This is a genomic window from Shewanella mytili, assembly GCF_046765975.1.
Taxonomy (GTDB): Bacteria; Pseudomonadota; Gammaproteobacteria; order Enterobacterales; family Shewanellaceae; genus Shewanella; species Shewanella mytili.
This window is the reverse complement of record NZ_JBKOUD010000020.1, coordinates 17,576-35,613: the sequence shown is the minus strand read 5'-3', so window position 1 is coordinate 35,613 and position 18,038 is coordinate 17,576. Positions and strand designations below refer to the sequence as shown.

General features: G+C 54.1%; 16 protein-coding genes. 7 read left to right on the top strand and 9 right to left on the bottom strand.

Going from position 1 to position 18,038, the window contains the following annotated elements; translation table 11 throughout:
- Positions 1–46 precede the first annotated feature (46 nt).
- Both ACIDEJ_RS14455 and ACIDEJ_RS14450 read right to left on the bottom strand, forming a co-directional pair.
- Positions 47–688: a methyltransferase domain-containing protein gene (locus tag ACIDEJ_RS14455; RefSeq protein WP_411988773.1), complete on the bottom strand. Its 642-nt coding sequence runs from the start codon at positions 686–688 to the stop codon at positions 47–49.
- A 440-nt stretch (positions 689–1,128) separates the two neighbouring features.
- A complete protein-coding gene (locus ACIDEJ_RS14450) occupies positions 1,129–1,749 on the bottom strand; it encodes a c-type cytochrome (RefSeq protein WP_411988772.1) in 621 nt (206 codons plus the stop codon).
- 148 nt (positions 1,750–1,897) lie between these two features.
- On the opposite strand from ACIDEJ_RS14450, the gene yihA reads away from it, so the two are divergent.
- Positions 1,898–2,557: a ribosome biogenesis GTP-binding protein YihA/YsxC gene (gene yihA, locus ACIDEJ_RS14445; protein ID WP_411988771.1), complete on the top strand. Its 660-nt coding sequence runs from the start codon at positions 1,898–1,900 to the stop codon at positions 2,555–2,557.
- A gap of 597 nt (positions 2,558–3,154) precedes the next feature.
- On the opposite strand, the gene polA is transcribed toward yihA, so the two are convergent.
- Positions 3,155–5,932 carry a DNA polymerase I gene (polA, locus tag ACIDEJ_RS14440; protein WP_411988770.1) on the bottom strand — a complete coding sequence of 926 codons (2,778 nt, stop codon included), beginning with the start codon at positions 5,930–5,932 and terminating at the stop codon, positions 3,155–3,157.
- Positions 5,933–6,314: 382 nt separating this feature from the next.
- Here polA and elbB point away from each other — a divergent pair, with 382 nt between their 5' ends.
- Positions 6,315–6,968 carry an isoprenoid biosynthesis glyoxalase ElbB gene (elbB, locus tag ACIDEJ_RS14435; protein ID WP_411988769.1) on the top strand — a complete coding sequence of 218 codons (654 nt, stop codon included), beginning with the start codon at positions 6,315–6,317 and terminating at the stop codon, positions 6,966–6,968.
- Positions 6,969–7,037: 69 nt separating this feature from the next.
- Here elbB and glpG read toward each other — a convergent pair whose 3' ends face one another.
- The 5 genes from glpG to ACIDEJ_RS14410 all read right to left on the bottom strand — a co-directional run bounded on the left by glpG (position 7,038) and on the right by ACIDEJ_RS14410 (position 11,399).
- Positions 7,038–7,868: a rhomboid family intramembrane serine protease GlpG gene (glpG, locus tag ACIDEJ_RS14430; RefSeq protein ID WP_411988768.1), complete on the bottom strand. Its 831-nt coding sequence runs from the start codon at positions 7,866–7,868 to the stop codon at positions 7,038–7,040.
- On the bottom strand, positions 7,869–8,171 hold the full coding sequence (glpE, locus tag ACIDEJ_RS14425) for a thiosulfate sulfurtransferase GlpE (RefSeq protein ID WP_411988767.1): 303 nt from the start codon (positions 8,169–8,171) through the stop codon (positions 7,869–7,871).
- An 80-nt stretch (positions 8,172–8,251) separates the two neighbouring features.
- The gene (gene tdh / locus ACIDEJ_RS14420) at positions 8,252–9,277 is read right to left on the bottom strand and encodes an L-threonine 3-dehydrogenase (protein ID WP_411988766.1); all 1,026 of its coding nucleotides are present in this window, start codon (positions 9,275–9,277) and stop codon (positions 8,252–8,254) included.
- Positions 9,278–9,297: 20 nt separating this feature from the next.
- Positions 9,298–10,491 (bottom strand): glycine C-acetyltransferase, encoded by a 1,194-nt coding sequence (locus tag ACIDEJ_RS14415; RefSeq protein ID WP_411988765.1) that lies wholly within the window; start codon positions 10,489–10,491, stop codon positions 9,298–9,300.
- Positions 10,492–10,754: 263 nt separating this feature from the next.
- A complete protein-coding gene (locus ACIDEJ_RS14410; protein WP_411988764.1) occupies positions 10,755–11,399 on the bottom strand; it encodes a TetR/AcrR family transcriptional regulator in 645 nt (214 codons plus the stop codon).
- Positions 11,400–11,494: 95 nt separating this feature from the next.
- On the opposite strand from ACIDEJ_RS14410, the gene waaA reads away from it, so the two are divergent.
- Positions 11,495–12,775, top strand: a complete 1,281-nt coding sequence (gene waaA / locus ACIDEJ_RS14405) for a lipid IV(A) 3-deoxy-D-manno-octulosonic acid transferase (protein ID WP_411988763.1) — start codon at positions 11,495–11,497, stop codon at positions 12,773–12,775.
- Here waaA and ACIDEJ_RS14400 read toward each other — a convergent pair.
- Positions 12,759–13,478: a 3-deoxy-D-manno-octulosonic acid kinase gene (locus ACIDEJ_RS14400; protein WP_411988762.1), complete on the bottom strand. Its 720-nt coding sequence runs from the start codon at positions 13,476–13,478 to the stop codon at positions 12,759–12,761. The genes waaA and ACIDEJ_RS14400 overlap by 17 nt on opposite strands.
- An 84-nt stretch (positions 13,479–13,562) precedes the next feature.
- On the opposite strand from ACIDEJ_RS14400, the gene ACIDEJ_RS14395 reads away from it, so the two are divergent.
- The 4 genes from ACIDEJ_RS14395 (at position 13,563) to ACIDEJ_RS14380 (ending at position 18,002) form a co-directional block, all read left to right on the top strand.
- Positions 13,563–14,606, top strand: coding sequence for a glycosyltransferase family 9 protein (locus tag ACIDEJ_RS14395; protein WP_411988761.1), 1,044 nt, complete (start codon positions 13,563–13,565; stop codon positions 14,604–14,606).
- Positions 14,607–14,624: 18 nt separating this feature from the next.
- Positions 14,625–15,707 carry a glycosyltransferase family 9 protein gene (locus ACIDEJ_RS14390; RefSeq protein ID WP_411988760.1) on the top strand — a complete coding sequence of 361 codons (1,083 nt, stop codon included), beginning with the start codon at positions 14,625–14,627 and terminating at the stop codon, positions 15,705–15,707.
- Positions 15,708–15,837: 130 nt separating this feature from the next.
- Positions 15,838–16,896: a glycosyltransferase family 9 protein gene (locus ACIDEJ_RS14385; RefSeq protein ID WP_411988759.1), complete on the top strand. Its 1,059-nt coding sequence runs from the start codon at positions 15,838–15,840 to the stop codon at positions 16,894–16,896.
- A 5-nt stretch (positions 16,897–16,901) separates the two neighbouring features.
- Positions 16,902–18,002, top strand: a complete 1,101-nt coding sequence (locus ACIDEJ_RS14380; RefSeq protein ID WP_411988786.1) for a glycosyltransferase — start codon at positions 16,902–16,904, stop codon at positions 18,000–18,002.
- Positions 18,003–18,038: the final 36 nt, after the last annotated feature.

Below are 18,038 nucleotides of genomic sequence, written 5' to 3'. Positions count from 1 at the left end.
ACGCCATTATCGCCGTGAGTCTGTCTGGGGCGCGTGTTATAGCAAATTATGATGCTTTTTGCATCAGAACAAAGTCGCTCTGCGCAAATATTAGTTGTAATTGTCCTTGTTGCGCCAGGTAATGAAAGGTTTGGGGTTGGTAGAAACTGACGTGGGTCGGGTTATTTTTGTAATGCCATTTGGCAAATGCCGTGGCTGATTGTAAAAACGGGGTGGATATGGCCAGATAGCCGCCGGATTTAAGGGCCTGAATTAACCGTTGCCACTCTTTGGCGGGTTGCTGAAAGTGTTCAAACACCCGGTAACAGCTGACGAAATCATATTGCCGGTGCAACAGTTGATGGCAAGGGGCAAAAAACGGGTCGTATTGCTGCAGTTGTTGTTGTGGCTGCAATATGCCCTGCAGTAATGCTGGCGCCAGCACCCTGCCAAAATTCATGCCGCTGAGTGTGCTGTTAGGCTGCAATGTTTGCAGTTGCGTCAACAGCATGGCGATAAACCGGGCCAGTTGTTTTTGCTTGTTGCCTTGCTTGGCGTGTCCATAACGCTGCTTTTCGGCATCGGGTAACAGGTAACTGCCGGGATTGGCAAATACCAGGTGGCAATGCTCGCAGCGCAAGAAATAACGGCGGCGGTCTTCAAAAAACGGCCTGACCTGTTCCTGAAAGCACAATGGGCAGTGAGGCATTAAAGCGGCATGTGTTAATGGCACAGTGGTAACATTATGCCATAAAAAAACGGCAGTATGACTGCCGTTCAATCCTGGTGTCCAACACCTGATTCATTGACCAGCCATCCGTGCTGTGTCAAACGACGCTCCCGGTCAAAATCCATGTTTTTGTTACCGCTTCCTGCGTCTCGTTATTGGTGGTCAATGGATGACCTTTTTGGCGATGAGCCGCGTTTTGCACTCATTTGCGATTGATGTCGTGATTGCCATCAACCATCGTCACTCCATAACGCCAAGCAGACAATCCTTGCCTACATGCACAACGGTATCAACGAGCATTGATTGTTCTTATAAGTTGCCTGTTCATAACATCAGCATTCGCTGCACATTAAAGGAAATTATGAGATCCTTGTCAAGTCACCAATCCTTCACTTACCGATAACAATCACATCTTTTTGCTAAAAATTGGGTAACTGGGCAATGTATTCTGCCAACATCGCCATGTCTTGCTCGGTTAATTTGGCGCTGCTGTTTTGCATCATGCCCTGGAAGTGATCCTGGCGTGTACCGTTTTTGAATTTTTGCAGTTGTAGTAAAATGTATTGGGGATGCTGTCCTGCCAGTGCCGGAAAACCTGCGGTGGCAAGCCCTTCGCCGTTGCGTCCGTGACAGGCGGCGCAGGCGGCAATGTCCCGGGACAGGTCACCGCCTTGGTATAATTTTCTGCCCTGTTCATCAATGAGCGCTGCCGTCATATGCTGGCGCGGCTGCGCTGCATAGTATTGCGCCAGAGCCTCGATTTCCGCTGCTGAGAGTGTGGCGGCCAGTGCGGTCATGACCGGGTCATAACGCTCGGCCGTTTTGGCATCCTGAGCCGCATCCTTAAAAGCTTGCAGTTGCCGCTGCAGGTAAAGCGGGCGCTGGGCTGCCAGTGATGGATACAGAGGGTTGGTACTGTTGCCATCAACACCGTGGCAACTGCTGCAAAGGTTGATTTTTTCAGGAATGGTGGCGGCTGTTACCTGAAACAGTGACGATGCCAGCCACAGTGCGGGCCAAAAAATGGGGAGTATTTTCATAATAACCAGAAGTTCAGTTTCAGAGACTGGCCGTTGTCTGCCATTGGCATGATAATATGACACAACTCAACGGTTAATTTAACCCATACTGACCATCCCGTGATAATGATAGTGGTGGTCATCCATGTTCACTGATGGAGTTGCCCCTGTGACGACTACTCGTATCAACTTTCATAAAACACATTTTTTACTCAGCGCGCCGGACTTGGCACATCTGGAACAACACTTGCCAGAAGCCAACGGCATTGAGATTGCGTTTGCCGGACGTTCCAATGCCGGTAAATCCAGTGCGCTGAATGCGCTGACAGATCAGAAAAACCTGGCCAGGACCAGTAAGACTCCCGGCCGGACCCAGCTTATCAACATTTTTGCGGTGGATGAGTGGCGGCGGTTGGTGGATTTGCCCGGTTACGGTTTTGCCCAGGTACCCCAGGCCATGAAATTGAAGTGGCAACAGGCGTTGGCCGAATATCTGCAGCATCGGGAATGTCTTGCCGGCGTGGTGGTGTTGATGGATATCCGCCATCCGTTAAAAGATCTGGATCAGAAGATGGTGGAATGGTCTGTGGCCAGTGGCTTATCGGTACTGGTGTTGCTCACCAAGTCAGACAAGCTTACCCAAAGTGCCAGGATGAAAACCGTCAACGAGGTGCGCAATAAACTTAAATCCTTGCAAGGCGAGGTGATTGTTGAGCCGTTTTCCTCCCTCAAGGGTACAGGCAAGGAAAAGGTACTGGCGATTTTGGACAACTGGTGTCATCCAGAATGGTTGTTGCAAGCCCAACAAGCGGCAAATGCAGAGGAATGATGCCAGCGGGCGTTGGCAAGAGGTATAAAAAAAACCGAAGATCAAGCGGATCTTCGGCTCAATAATTTTAGCTCTTTTGGGGAGAAGCTAAATTTTCAACAAGACTCAAATACCATCAAATTTGGGGTCTGATAGTAACGGCCCAAAGCATAGCTCAGATTAACCACAGATTAAAGTAATTACTCTAATTTATCCCCAAAAAAATAGCCCCGGCAATCTTGTTGCCGGGGCGCCAGAATTTGGCATCACTTAAAAGTGAAATAAAGGTCTGAAAGATAGAACATCTTAACCTCTGTACCCTACGCGCAGCATCATAGCCCATTAGCCGTAATTTTGAAAACAGTTTTTTATTTTGCGCATAAATAATGTTTTATGGATCACACCTGCAATTAGCACTCCGCAAACTATAAACACTATCCATATGTTTTTATTGGATAAAACAAAAATTTTGTGGCGGTGGCAGCGCAGGATGTCCGTGTGACAGGTGCTTTTGGGTTGGTGATTACCGGGGGCGTAACGGGGTGAAAACCGGCGTTGCCGGCAGATAATCCGAAAAAAGGCCGCCATTTGGCGGCCTCGGGGCGACAGAGAAATTGTTTAGTGCGCTTGCTCCCAGTTGTCACCAATGCCGGCTTCTGCCAGCAAGGGGACATGCAGTTGGGCGGCGGCGGCCATCAGTTCACACACTTTTTGCTTGAGCGCTTCCGCTTTGGTTTCACACACTTCAAATACCAGTTCATCATGCACCTGCATGATCATGGTGATATCGCCGCTCGCTTCCTGTTCAATCCACTTGGCGATGCTGATCATGGCTTTTTTGATGATGTCAGCAGCCGTGCCCTGCATGGGGGCATTGATGGCGGCGCGCTCTGCGGCTTGGCGCCGCATGGCATTGCGATCCCGAATCTCTGGCAGGTAAAGCCGGCGGCCAAACAATGTGGCGACATATCCCTGCTCCGCTGCCAGTGCCCGGGTTTGCTCCATGTAACGCAATACGCCGGGATAGCGCTTGAAGTAGGTATCGATATAGCTTTGTGCCTCGTTACGGGGGATATCCAGCTGGCGTGAAAGTCCAAATGCCGACATGCCGTAGATTAACCCGAAATTCACCGCCTTGGCCCGGCGGCGCTGTTCAGTGGTGACCGTTTCAAAAGGAATATCAAATACTTCTGCTGCCGTGGCCCGGTGAATATCCTTGCCTTCGGCAAAAGCTTTCAGTAAGCCGGCATCTTCTGACAGATGGGCCATGATGCGCAGTTCTATTTGCGAGTAGTCCGCTGCCAGGATTTTCCGGCCAGTAGGCGCAATAAAGGCCTGGCGAATTTTGCGCCCGGATTCGGTACGCACCGGAATGTTTTGCAGGTTGGGGTCGCTGGATGACAAGCGGCCGGTTGCCGCATTGGCCTGATGATAACTGGTGTGCACCCGGCCGGTTTTGCCATTGACCATTACGGGCAGCTTATCGGTGTAGGTGCTTTTCAGTTTGGTCAGGCTGCGATGTTCCAGAATGATCTTGGGCAAGGGGTAATCCAGTGCCAGTTCAACCAGGACTTCCTCGGCCGTGGATGGCGCGCCCTTGGGGGTTTTTTTGATGACCGGATAGCCGAGCTTGTCAAAAAACAGGGCCTGCAGCTGTTTGGGCGAGCCCAGGTTGAATGTTTCTCCGGCAATGTCGTAGGCTTTTTGTTCCAAGGTGTCAATTTGCCGGGCCAGTTCTTCGCTTTGCTGGGCTAACAGCATGGTGTCAATCATCACGCCGTCCCGCTCCATTTGCGACAGCACCGGGATCAGCGGCATTTCCAGTACGTCAAAGACCTGTGACAGCCCTTGCTCCTTGGTTAAGCGTGGCCACAGGTGCTGGTGCAGCCGCAAAGTGATGTCGGCGTCTTCTGCGGCATATGGCGCGGCAACTTCCAGCGGAATTTGGTTGAAGGTCAGTTGCTTGGCGCCTTTGCCGGCCACATCTTCAAAACTGATGCACTTGTAGCCCAGATATTTCAGGGCCAAGCCGTCCATGTCGTGGCGGGATGCCACCGAATTGAATACGTAGGATTCGAGCATGGTGTCAAAACGCACCCCCTGCAGCTTAATCCCCGCATTTGCCAGAATGCTCATGTCATATTTGAGATTCTGCCCGACTTTTTGGATCTCCGGGTTTTCCAGCAAGGGTTTCAGTTTGGCTAACACTTCGTCCCGGGGAAGCTGCTCTGGCGCCCCGTCATAGTCGTGCCCCAAAGGCAGATAAGCGGCTTCACCCACATTGACGGCAAAAGATAACCCCACCAGTTTGGCATCCATGTAATTAAGGCTGGTGGTCTCCGTATCAACCGCGATTAAGTCGGCGTTGGCGAGTTTATCAAGCCAGGTGTTCAGGGCATCTTGGGTGAGAATGGTGTCATATTCGGCTTTTTCCAGTGCGGGCGTCTCGTTTTGCGGCGCAATGGTTGCGGCGGCTCCCACATTGGCATGGCTGGTGAGGGGATGGGGCAAGCGATTTTCCAGCACCTCACCCAGCCAGCGCTTGAATTCCATCTCCCCGTAAAGCTGCACCAATGCATCCCGGTCGGGTTCGGCAATGTTCAGCTGCGGCCAGTCAAGTTCCAGGGAACAGTCGGTTTTAATGGTGGCCAGTTGATAGGACAATTCCAGAATGGCGGCATTTTGCCGGATTTTGGCTGCCATGGATTTGGCACCGCGGAAGGTGAGGGTGCTGACACTTTCCGGATTGGCCAGTAGCTGGGCCACGGAGTTGCCATCTTGCAGCATGGCCAACGCGGTTTTTTCCCCCACGCCCGGCAGGCCTGGAATGTTATCGGCCTTATCCCCCATTAATGCCAGTAAATCGATGATACGCTCTGGCCCAACGCCGAATTTTTCGCAGATTTCATCCGGCCCCATGACGGTGTCTGTCATGGTGTTGATTAAGGTGATGTTATGGTCAACCAATTGAGCCATGTCCTTATCGCCGGTGCTGATAAGAATGGCGCGTCCGTCTTTGCTGGCGCGGGATGCCAGCGTGCCGATAATGTCATCGGCTTCTACCCCGGGCTGACAGATGAGTGGCAGGCCAAGGGCTTTGATGATGTCATGCAACGGCTGGATCTGACTGCGCAAATCTTCCGGCATGGGGGGGCGATTTGCCTTGTATTCCTGGTACATTTCATTGCGAAATGTCGGGCCTTTGGCATCAAAAATCACCGCCATTTGCTGCGGCTGGAACTTGCCCAGCAAACTGCGCAGCATATTGACTACCCCATAAACTGCACCGGTGGCTTCTCCCTTGGAATTGGTCAGATGTGGTGGTGCGTAATAGGCGCGGTAAAGATAAGAAGAACCATCCACAAGGATTAAGGGATTTTCAGCAATTTTTGGCATAGTTGGCTTACGATTATTGGTTTCCATCAGGCTGTTAAGCATGCCACAACAGGGGATTTTCGGCCACGACAAAATGCCCCACAGCCTGTGGATAAGTCTGTGAGTTAAATAGGGTGTAAAATAACGGCAAGATAGGGAGTTCGCGTTTCTCTTTATCTAATATTTTGATTTTTATTGTTTTTTATGCTTTTTGTGAGCTTGCTTCTGTTTTGTGTAAATCTTCCCGGTTGTGGATTTCTCTCATAACTTCCCAGATTTACCTCGGAGACTGACGGCTTTCAGTGCTCGCTGGAATAGATAGAATAAGTTAGCATGATTTTTGAGCAGATCAACACTTGTACGACCGTCTGTTAAACGTAAATGACATAAGAGGGAATTTTTAATGAAAAAAATTGCGGTACTGTTAAGCGGCTGTGGGGTTTTTGATGGCAGTGAAATTCACGAGGCCGTTTTGACCCTGCTGGCCCTGTCCAAAGCAGGTGCAAGCTACCAGTGTTTTGCCCCGGATATTCCCCAAATGCATGTGGTCAATCACCTTACTGGCGAGGTGGCTCCTGACGAGCAGCGCAATGTGCTGGTGGAAGCGGCCCGCATTGCCCGGGGCGAGATTTTATCCACATCGGCCTTGAATGTTGCCGAGTATGACGGCCTGGTGATCCCGGGAGGCTTTGGGGCTGCCAAAAACTTGTGTGATTTTGCCGTGGCCGGCGCTGATGCGGTGGTGACCCCGGCTGTACGTGATTTTATTGCCCAGTTTGTGGATAACGCTAAAGTGGTGGGCTTTATCTGCATTGCCCCGATGATGATCCCCGCACTGTATGGCGCCGGGGCCAAAGGCACCATTGGGGATGATCCCCAAACCGCCGCGGCCTTTTGCGCCATGGGCGGCGAGCATGTGGCAGCTCAGGTGTCAGACATTGTGGTAGATGATGCCCGCAAGATTGTCAGCACGCCGGCATACATGCTGGCAGGCTCGATTGCCCAGGCAAACAGCGGTATTGAAAAGCTGGTGGCTAAAGTGCTGACCTTGGCATAAGCGGCGGATGATGTTGTTTTGACGTAACAAGCCGTGCAACAGCAACGGCTTGTTTGCGGTGGCGGCATGTTACTTGCGACTGTCGAACCAGCCTTGGGTCATGCCCACCAATAGCCCTGCCAGATGGGCGGTGTTGGCGATGTTCATGCCGAACATGCCGCTGAAACCGAACACCAGCCACAGCAGCATGAAGCCCACCAATGCCGGTTGCACACTAACGCCAGCAGCAGGTTTTAAGCGTCCCATTACCCAGCTATAGCCCAAAAGGCCATAGACCACGCCGGCAAGTCCGCCAAAGTTCGGGCCAACCACCACGTATTGCAGCAGGTTGGGCAAGGTGCCGCTTACCAGCAATATCATCAGTAGCGCCGTGCTGCCCAGCTGGTTTTCAATCTTGCCGCCCAGTACCCACCACCACATCAGGTTAAACACGATATGCAGGGCTGAAAAATGCAGCAAACTGGGGGTAAACACGCGCCAGAACTGCCATGTGGCGGCATCTGGCGTGCTGCCAAAAAATCCCAGGGCGTTAAAGATGCCATCGCCGCCCCCTAGCATCATCACGAGATAGATGATGATGCAACTGATCATGATGAGCAGCGTTAGCGGCCCGGCGCCGGTCAGTAGCTGGCTGAGCAGTTGCAACGTGGGCGCGCCGTAATCCGGTGCCTGGCGGTTGTCGCCATGTTCCCAGGAGGCCTGGCGGTATTTATTGTCAGCCGGATTGCGGATGAAATCGAAAAATGCCTGGCGCGCCACTTCGGTTTGCGCGGTGTGCACCACGCAAATGGCCACGCCGCGCTCCAGATATTGCAAGCGGCATTCAATGCCCTGGCCACGCAGGTAATCAATCAGTGCCAGTGCGGCACGCTCATTGGGAAGACGACCGATTTCCTGCATTTAGTCGTACCAAGGCCAGGCGGCAAAACCGCCATCCAGGCTATAAACCTCATCAAATCCCTGTTGGTGCAGGTATTCGGCAGCGCTTTGGCTGCTGATGCCGTGATAGCACACGACAACCAGCGGTTTATCCATGTCCGCCTGGGCTATAAACGTGGTCAGATTATGATTGCCAAGCTGCACCGCGCCGGGAATGTGACCTTTTTCAAAACTGGCCGGGTCACGGATATCCACAATTTGTACCTCGGCTTGTTGTTGCAGCTGTTTCAGTCCGGTGGCAGAGATGATCTGGTAGGTGGTCATGTAGTTCCTGATAGTGTAAAAAGTGATTTGTGTCACATTTTGCATCAAGGCACCGCATCCGTACAGTGCCCTGCAGTGGTTTAATCCCAGTTCAGGATGACTTTTCCGGATTGTCCGGAGCGCATGGCATCAAATCCCTGCTGAAAATCATCAATGGCGAACTGGTGGGTAATCACCGGGGAGATGTCCAGGCCTGACTGGATAAGGCTGGCCATTTTGTACCAGGTTTCAAACATTTCCCGTCCGTAAACCCCCTTGATCACTAGCCCCTTGAAAATCACCTTGCTCCAGTCGATGGCCATCTGGCCGCCGGGAATGCCGAGCATGGCAATTTTACCGCCGTGATTCATGGTATCGAGCATGGCGTGAAAAGCGGAAGGTACGCCGGACATTTCCAGGCCCACGTCAAACCCTTCGGTCATTTTCAACTCTTGCATCACTGCGTTGAGGTCTTCTTTGGCCACGTTCACGGCCCGGGTTGCGCCCATCTTGCGCGCCAGCGACAGCCGATATTCGTTAACGTCGGTAATCACCACATGGCGGGCACCCACGTGTTTGCAGATGGCAACCGCCATGATGCCGATGGGGCCAGCACCGGTGATCAGTACGTCTTCCCCCACCAGATCGAACGACAGGGCGGTATGCACGGCATTGCCAAACGGGTCAAAAATGGCTGCCAGTTCATCGCTGATGTCATCCGGAATGCGAAACGCGTTAAAGGCCGGGATCACCAGGTATTCGGCAAAGCAGCCTTCACGGTTAACGCCCACCCCGAAGGTGTTGCGGCACAAATGTGTCCGGCCGGCGCGGCAGTTACGGCAGTGACCACAGGTGATATGGCCTTCGCCGGATACCCGGTCACCGATGCTGAAGCCGCGCACTTCGGTGCCAACACCAACCACTTCACCCACATATTCATGGCCGACCACCATGGGTACCGGGATGGTTTTTTGTGACCATTCGTCCCAGTTGTAAATGTGTACATCGGTGCCACAGATGGCGGTTTTGCGGATTTTGATCAGCAAGTCGTTAGGACCCATGGCTGGCGCCGGCACATCCACCATCCAGATCCCCTGTTCGGGTTTGAGTTTACTGAGAGCTTTCATTGTGTATTCCTGTCAAAGAATTAAATAACACCCAGCTGTTTACCGATACGGGTAAAGGCGTCGATGGCTTTATCCAGTTGCGCTTTGGTATGGGCGGCAGACATCTGGGTGCGAATGCGCGCTTGACCTTTGGGCACGACCGGGAACGAGAAACCGATAACGTAAATGTGCTCTTTGAGCAGGGCATCGGCAAAGTCACCGGCCAGTTTGGCATCGCCCAGCATCACTGGAATAATGGCATGGTCAGCACCGGCGAGGGTAAAACCTGCCGCGGTCATTTTTTCCCGGAAATAACGGCTGTTTTCCCATAGGGCGTTACGCAGTTCATCGCCGTTTTCCAGCAGTTCCAGCACCTTGATGGACGCGCTGACAATGGCGGGCGCCAGGGAGTTGGAAAACAGGTAAGGGCGTGAGCGCTGGCGCAGCCATTCAATCACCTCTTTTTTGGCGGCAGTGTAACCACCGGAGGCGCCGCCCAAGGCTTTGCCCAACGTGCCGGTGATAATGTCCACCCGTCCCATCACGTCGCAATATTCATGGGTGCCACGGCCATGGGCGCCAACAAAGCCTACGGCGTGGGAGTCATCCACCATCACCAGCGCGCCGTATTGCTCTGCCAGGTCACAGACACCTTTGAGGTTGGCAATCACCCCGTCCATGGAAAACACACCGTCGGTGGCAATCAGGATATGGCGGGCATTGGCGGCTTTGGCCGCTTTCAGTTGCTGTTCCAGATCGGCCATGTCGTTATTGGCATAGCGAAAACGCATGGCCTTGCACAACCGCACGCCGTCAATGATGGAAGCGTGGTTCAGCGCATCGGAGATAATGGCATCTTCTGCCCCCAGCAGGGTTTCAAACAAACCGCCGTTGGCATCAAAACAGGAAGAGTAAAGAATGCTGTCTTCCATGCCGAGGAAATCGGCCAGTTTGGCCTCCAACTGCTTGTGGCTGTCCTGAGTGCCGCAGATAAAGCGCACGGATGCCATGCCGAATCCGTGTTCGTCCATGCCCTGCTGTGCCGCTTTGATAAGCTCAGGGTGATTGGCCAGACCGAGATAGTTGTTGGCGCAGAAGTTAATCACTTCATCATTGCCAACCTGAATGGCGGTTTGCTGCGGGGAGACAATCACCCGCTCACTTTTGTACAAGCCTTCGGCTTTGGTGTCTGCCAACTGTTGGCGAATTTGGGCATAGAATGGGGAAGAGGCCACCTGAAGTCTCCTTGATTTGATTATGCTGACTCATGGACTGGCGGCATTTTAACCCTAAAGCCTGGCGCTCTACAGTGATTTTTATCCGCCTGAGGAGGATTCACTTTTCATGGCTGAGGGCGGCTTTCATCCTGCTAGGCAGGTAGGATGAGTCGGGCTGTCAATGCCCTGATGGCCGGCGGTATTGCGCCTGCATGTGGTGACAGGAAAAAGAGGCGTGCCGCCTTGCCGGCAGACACCTTTGCGCAACGGCCCTGATTGGATTACTGGGGTTGCTGGGCCAGTGCCTGATAGTGTTGCTCCAGCCGGGCAAACGTGTTTTCAGAGCTGTCGGTAGCATAGCCATGAAAAATCATCAGTACCCGCAAGATGCCTTCATACAGGGCGGCTTTGGTAACCCCGTCGTTGCGGGACTGGGTTAGCTGGTAGCTTATCCAGAAACTGACCATCAGGCGGATGGTGTCTGCCAGCTGGCTGATTTTGCCGGGGGCGACACACAGGAAACCGTCACGGCACAACTGGGTAAGCAGCTCGGTGGCGTGGGCCTGCACCCGGGATTGGGCTGTCAGGTAGCGCTGTTTGAGGGCATCGTCACGTCCGAGAATATCCACCAGGTTGGCGTACATGAAGCGGAATTGCCACATGGTGTAAAAGATGGCGTCGAAATAGCGGATCAGCAGTTCCACATCCAGTTGTTGCGGTGTGTAGGGCTGAAAGGCGGATTCCAGATGGTCTTCATACAACGCGAAAATGCTGCGGATAATGTCTTCTTTATTACGGAAATGGTAATAGAGGTTGCCCGGGCTCATGCCCAGATGGGCGGCAATATGATTGGTGGTGGTACTGCGCTCACCATGTTCATTGAATAACTGTAGGCTGGCCTGGATGATGCGGTCACGGGTTTTCATGGGATTCCTTTGCAAACACAAGTCCTGATTATTGCAGTACCGGCGACTATGTTAACATTCTCCCCATGATGGTTGCACCTCCTGATAAATAGCCGATGAATCTGCGTTATTACTCGTTATTGTTATACCTGCTCACGCCATTGCTGTGGCTGTATCTGGCGTTTAGGGCGGTGAAAAGTGCCGACTACCGCGGTCGTTGGGGCGAGCGTTTCGCGCTTGGCAAACTGCAGCGCAGCGAGGTGTTAATTCACTGCGTGTCCATGGGAGAAACCCTGGCAGCGTTGCCGCTGATAAAAACGTTATTGCAGCAACGTCCGGATTTGCGCTTTACCGTCACCACCACCAGCCCCACCGGTTCCCGAGAGGTGTTAAAAGCCCTTGGCGGGCGGGTGCAGCATTGTTATCTGCCTTTTGATTTGCCCTGGTGCATCCGGCGTTTTTTGCGCCAGGTGCAGCCGCAGCTGCTGATCATCATGGAAACCGAACTATGGCCCAACCTGCTGCACCTGTCGCGGCAACAGGGCGCCAAGGTGTTATTGGCCAATGCCCGCCTGTCTGCCAAATCCGCTGACAACTACCACAAATGGCCCAAACTCAGCGGGCCCATGTTGCAACAACTCAATGCCATTGCAGTGCAAACCGCGACTGAGGCGGAGCGTTTTGTGGCGCTGGGCGTAGCTGCTGAGCGCTTGCAGGTCTGCGGCAGCCTTAAATTTGACGTGCAACTGGATAATGACAAGATTGCCAAGGCGCGGGCACAGCGGCAACAGTGGGGACGGGATCAGGTGCCTGTTTGGGTGGCGGGCAGTGTGCATCCGGGGGAATTCGATGCCATTTTGGCCTGCCACCAGCAGTTATTGGCGCGCTGGCCACAGGCGCTGCTGATTATGGTGCCCCGCCATCCTGAGCAGTTTGACAATGCCGCCAATGCCATTAAGCGCGCGGGCCTGGCTTTTGTGCGGCGCAGCCAGACGCTTGAGATTACGGCCGAGACCCAAGTGTTGCTGGGGGATACCATGGGCGAATTGCTGGGGCTTTACAGCTGCGGCGATGTGGCCTTTGTGGGGGGCAGCCTGATTGTGCACGGTGGCCATAATCCGCTGGAGGCCGCCGCCTTGGGGCTGCCGGTATTGATGGGCCCCAACTACCGGGATTTTAAAGAGATTACCGACATGCTGGTGGCCGCCGGCGCCATGCACATTGTGAGTGATGCCGCGCAGTTGGCAGCGGCCATTGGGCAGTTGTGGTCGAGCCCCGCCCGTTGGCAACAAGCCAGCAAGGCCGGGCTCTCGGTAGTCACCGCCAATAAAGGGGCACTGCAGCGCCAGTCCACCCTGGCGTTGGCCTGTTTAAGTGAGATCAAGGCAGCGGATTAACCCGCTGGTAGCCTGCCAGCAGCTGTTGCCAGTTCTGGGGGGTGAAGGCAAGTGAGGGCTGTTTTTTTTGCTCCTTGTTAAAGGAGCGCAGCAGCCGCGCCAGGTTGGCTTGCTGCCAGGCAGTTGCTGGGGGCTTGATGCAGCCCCGGTCAAAATCAATCAGGTAAAATTGTTCACCGGCCAGCAGAATGTTTTTGGCGTTCAAATCGGCGTGAAACACCCCATGGCGATGAAATTCGCCAATCTGAGCCCCAAGGCGCTGCCACTGCTCGTCCGTCAATGAGGTTTGGCTCAGTATGGCCACCAGATCCCTGGCATCGGCAATGCGCTCAATCAGCAGATCGGCGCGGTACCACAGGCCAAAGCGTGCCACATGGGCGGCAATGGGTTTGGGCACGGGCATCCCCTGTTGATGCAACCGCTCCAGCAACTGCAGCTCGGCCACCGCCCGGGTGCGGTGAATGCCGCTATACAGGTAAGCATCCCGGTTCATCTTGCCCACCAGTCCGCCGCGCCAGTAATGGCGCAGCACCCATTGCTGATGCTCATATTGCACAAACCAGGTGGTGTAACGCCCTTTGGAGCTGCCGATGATTGCCTGGCGTTGCTGCCAGAAGGCTTTACAAAACCATTTGGGCGTTATGTCCGCCGGGGTGGCATCGGTGGTGGCCAGATAACCGGCAGCAGTTTTTATCAGTTGCATGGGGAAATCTACGGTTAAGCGTGGAACCTGTGGCCATTCTACATTAAGATCTGCAGCTTGCATCCTAAACCGGCATTTGTTCCGATGAGTTTTGATCCCCGCCAAATCCGTTCCCTGTGTCTGTTGCGTTTATCCGCCATTGGTGATGTTTGCCATGCGGTGGCCATGGTGCAGGCCATTCAGCGTCAGTATCCGCAGCTGCGCCTCACCTGGGTGATAGGCAAGGTGGAATACCAGTTGTTAAAGCATTTGCCGGGCATTGAGTTTGTGGTGTTTGACAAGTCCCTGGGCCTGAAGGCCTACGGTACGCTCAGGCGCACCCTCAAAGGACGACGGTTTGACGTGTTACTGCACATGCAGGTGGCGCTCAGGGCCACCATTGCATCATTGATGATCCCCGCTAACGTGCGCATCGGTTTTGACCGTGCCCGGGCTAAAGAGGGACAATGGCTGGTAACCAATGCTAGGGTTGCACCGTTGGCAACGCCCCATGTGTTGGAAGGTTTCATGGGCTTTGCCGCCAAGCTGGGGGTGACGGACCTGACACCCCGTTGGAACATGCACCTGCCCGATGAGGCGCTTGCCTTTGCTGCCAGCCAGATTGGCGATAACGACAGGGTGCTGGCCATTTGTGCCGCTGCCAGCAAAGCCGAACGCAACTGGTTGCCGGAGCGTTATGCCGCTGTGGCCGAGCATGCCATTGCGCAAGGTTACCGGGTGCTGTTGTGCGGCGGCCCGGCGGCGCAGGAGCAACAGCTTGCCAGTGCCATTGAGGCGCATTGCCGCCATGAGCTGACCAATCTGGTGGGGCAAACCTCGCTGGTGCAACTGCTGGCCTTGTTACAGCGCTCAAGCGTGGTGCTGGCCCCCGATACCGGCCCGGCCCATATGGCGGTCACCCAAGGCACGCCGGTCATAGGCCTGTATGCCCATTCCAACCCCGGTCGCACCGGCCCCTATCTGTTCCAAAAACAGGTGGTGAGTGTGTACGATGAAGTGATTGCCGAGCAGTTCCCCGGTAAAACCGTGCCCTGGGGCACCCGTGCCAAGGGAGAGCACCTGATGGCGCGCATTTCCGTGGCAGCGGTTATCAAGGTGTTTGACCAGCTGATGGCTGTTCGTCAGTGACAATCCATGGATGACGTTATGACGGGATTATCCCTTAAACCGTTGAAATTTTTGTTTGTGCCGGTATCGTCCACCAAGGGCATTGGCGAGTACATGCGCTGTTTGATAGTGGCCGATGCCATTACCCGGCGCTGGCCAAATGCCAATGTGCGCTTCATCTTGAGCCGGCACGCCCCCTACGCCAGCGACTGCCCCTATCCGGCAGCGTTAATTGATAACACCCCCACCAAGAGCATCCCGGCGGTTAATGAGCAGTTGTCCGAATACCGGCCGGACATGGTGATTTTTGATGCCTCCGGCCGTAGTGCCCAGTTGCGACATGCCAAACGTTGCGGGGCCAAGGTGGTTTTTATCAGCCAGCACCGGCGTAAGCGCCGTCGCGGCCTTAAATGGCGGCGGCTGCAGGTGACGGATTGCCACTGGGTGGTACAGCCAGCCTTTTTGATGGGCAAACTCAGCTGGTTTGAGCGTTGCAAACTGGCACTGCAGAAAAAAGCGGCACCCGCGTGTATTGGCCCGGTGTTTTGCCCGCCGGATTTGCAGCGCCAGCAAGCCTTGCTGGCCCAGTATGATTTACCGGCCCAGGGATTCTGGTTTTTTAATGCGGGTTCTGGTGGGCACCGGTTACAGGGAAAACTGGCGGCTGATACCTTTGCCGCAGCGGCCGCAGCGCTATATCAGCGTACCGGCATTGCCTGCGTGATGGTGTTTGGCTCCAACTATCCCCACGCCTTACCGCAACATGAGGGGGTGATTGGCATCGCCAGTATCGATAACATGGCGTTTATCAGCTTGCTGGCTGCGGCCAAAGGTGCCGTACTGGCAGGCGGCGATACCTTATTGCAAGCGCTGGCATTGCATATTCCCGCCGTAGCCGTGGCGGTCGCGCCGGATCAGCATGCCAGGGTCAAACGCTGCGTCAGCCAGACCCTATGCCTGCAGGCCGATGCCAAGGCGGATGCGTTGGCGTGTAGCGCCATGCAGCTGCAGGTGCCAGCGTTGCAACAACGGTTAAAGCAGCAGATGGCATCACAGGGGCTGCATAACGGACTTGATGTTATGATGGCGCAGATTGAGACAATGTTGCCGGAACATTCCTAACGCCATCGCTTTCGTGGTGTGAAAGGGACGCGACCCGTGCAAGCATTAATCGTATTTAAAATGACCCATAGTTCTCGTGCAATGGATGCCGGAATACGTCTTATTGTTCGTCACAAGGCTATATGACTATATGAAGCAGCCAACCTTTCTGTTCATCCCCGTTTCCTCAGCACAAGGCATTGGTGAATTTGCGCGTTCCGTGATCATTGCCGAAGGTGTCAAAAAGCGTTGGCCCCACGCCGATATCCACTTCATCCTGAGCCGCGAGGCGCCCTATCGGGATGATTGTCCGTTTACCACGCATTTGGTGAATCAATCGCCCACCAAAGAAACAAGCGCCGTGAATGCCCTTATCCAGTCATTGCAGCCAGATGTGGTGGTATTTGACGCCTCTGGCCGGGCACAGCAACTGGCATGTGCCAAAAAATGCGGGGCAAAAGTGGTCTTTATCAGCCAGCACCGTAAAAAGCGGGCACGGGGTTTAAAAATTTCCCGGGCCCGCCATACGGATTTGCATTGGGTGGTGCAGCCTGATTACGTTATGGCGCCGGTCAGTTTGTGGCAACAATGCAAGCTAAAGGCGCTGCATCTGCCTAAGCCCCAAAATATCGGGGTGATTTACGCCACGCCTGAGCAAGCGGTGATTGAGCGCGTGCTGCAGCGCCATCATTTAACGGCACAACAATATTTTATCGTCAATGCCGGCTCCGGAGGGCATCTTCTTGGCAAGCAATTGGCCGCGGATGTTTTTGCTCAAGTCGCCCAAGCGGTGCATCAACTGACACAATTGCCGGTGATTTTCATCTACGGCGCGAATTATCCGGGGGAAACCGTTACCCTGCCCGGGGTCGAAACCCTGGATACCCTGAAAAATGACGAATTTATTGCATTGCTGCAAAATGCCCGCGGGGCGGTATTAAGCGGCGGTGGCACGGTATTGCAGGCCATAGCCATGCAGGTGCCCACACTGGCGGTGGCCGTCGCTAAAGATCAGGCAGACAGAATTGCCGCATGTGAGAAACACGGGCTGATTTTGACTGCCCCGGCAGAAGCGGATGCCATGGTGGAAAAACTCACCCGGTTAATCAATCCGCAAACCCAAGAGATGTTGAGGCAACAGATGTGTCAGCAGCACCATATGAACGGTTTGCAAATCGCCCTAGATGAATTGCAGACATATATGAAGTGAGGAATATATCCTTGAAAAGAATTGCAATAGTGATCAACAGTTTATCCGGTGGTGGCGCTGAAAAGGTCATGCTGACACTGGCAAAGGGATTGCAAGCGAAGGGGCATGAGCCTCATTTGCTGGTGCTGGAGCGGGCGGTAGAACATGCCGTACCGGCAGATATTCCCGTCCATTTCTGCTTTGCTGATGATGACAGGAATCTTGATAGTTTCTGGAAGCTGGGCGCTTCAGCTGCCAAGCTGAAACAGTTCATCTCACAGCTGCAGCAACACGTGGGCAGCTTTGATCTGTTTTTGTCCAACCTGCATCAAACCAATCTGCTGATGACCCGCACTGGCGTGGCGCCTTTATATTGCGTGGTGCATAACTCCATGAATGAGGAGCTCAAGCGCCAACGTAAGCTGGGGCCTTTTGCCTGGCTGGATATGTGGCGAGCCCACAAGGCGCTGGATGGACAGCATCTGGTCGCGGTATCCGAAGGGGTTGCGGATGAATTGCGTCATTCCCGCCGGATTACCCCGGCATCGGTGACCACCATTTACAACCCCTTTGAGCTGGATGAAATCCGGCAATTGGCACAGCAGCCGGTGAGCGAATTGCCGGCTGGTGATTACATGATCCACGTGGGGCGCTTTGCCCGGCAAAAACGCCATGACGTGCTGTTTGCCGCGCTGGCGAAGATGCAACACGACATACCGCTGGTATTGCTGTGCAGTAATCGTAAAAAAGCCCTGAAGGCGGTGCGTAAATTTGGGTTGGAGCAGCGGGTGATTGTCCCCGGTTTTCAGCAAAATCCCTTTCCGTGGATTAAGCGGGCCAAGGTGTTAATGCTCAGTTCTGATTATGAAGGACTTCCAACTGTGTTAATCGAAGCTTTGGCGGTAGGAACACCGGTTGTCAGTACCCTGTGCAAACATGGTCCCAAAGAGATATTAAGCGGTTATTTGGCCCAGTGGCTGGTGCCCCGGCGCGACCCGCAAGCGTTGGCGGCAAAACTGGATGTGGTGCTGGAGCAGTCCCCGGATGTGAGTGATGCAGACATTCTGGATAAAGTGACACTGGATGCGATTGTTGAGCGTTATCTGGCGTTGATCCCTGCGGATTAATCCCAACCGTTTGCGGGCATGGATGGTGGCGCATAG

Coding starts and splice junctions, on each gene's coding strand:
- ACIDEJ_RS14455 (WP_411988773.1), bottom strand. CDS start 688: ATGCCTCACTGCCCATTGTGCTTTCAGGAACAGGTCAGGCCGTTTTTT.
- ACIDEJ_RS14450 (WP_411988772.1), bottom strand. CDS start 1,749: ATGAAAATACTCCCCATTTTTTGGCCCGCACTGTGGCTGGCATCGTCA.
- polA (WP_411988770.1), bottom strand. CDS start 5,932: ATGCCAAAAATTGCTGAAAATCCCTTAATCCTTGTGGATGGTTCTTCT.
- elbB (WP_411988769.1), top strand. CDS start 6,315: ATGAAAAAAATTGCGGTACTGTTAAGCGGCTGTGGGGTTTTTGATGGC.
- glpG (WP_411988768.1), bottom strand. CDS start 7,868: ATGCAGGAAATCGGTCGTCTTCCCAATGAGCGTGCCGCACTGGCACTG.
- glpE (WP_411988767.1), bottom strand. CDS start 8,171: ATGACCACCTACCAGATCATCTCTGCCACCGGACTGAAACAGCTGCAA.
- tdh (WP_411988766.1), bottom strand. CDS start 9,277: ATGAAAGCTCTCAGTAAACTCAAACCCGAACAGGGGATCTGGATGGTG.
- ACIDEJ_RS14410 (WP_411988764.1), bottom strand. CDS start 11,399: ATGAAAACCCGTGACCGCATCATCCAGGCCAGCCTACAGTTATTCAAT.
- waaA (WP_411988763.1), top strand. CDS start 11,495: ATGAATCTGCGTTATTACTCGTTATTGTTATACCTGCTCACGCCATTG.
- ACIDEJ_RS14400 (WP_411988762.1), bottom strand. CDS start 13,478: ATGCAACTGATAAAAACTGCTGCCGGTTATCTGGCCACCACCGATGCC.
- ACIDEJ_RS14395 (WP_411988761.1), top strand. CDS start 13,563: ATGAGTTTTGATCCCCGCCAAATCCGTTCCCTGTGTCTGTTGCGTTTA.
- ACIDEJ_RS14390 (WP_411988760.1), top strand. CDS start 14,625: ATGACGGGATTATCCCTTAAACCGTTGAAATTTTTGTTTGTGCCGGTA.
- ACIDEJ_RS14385 (WP_411988759.1), top strand. CDS start 15,838: ATGAAGCAGCCAACCTTTCTGTTCATCCCCGTTTCCTCAGCACAAGGC.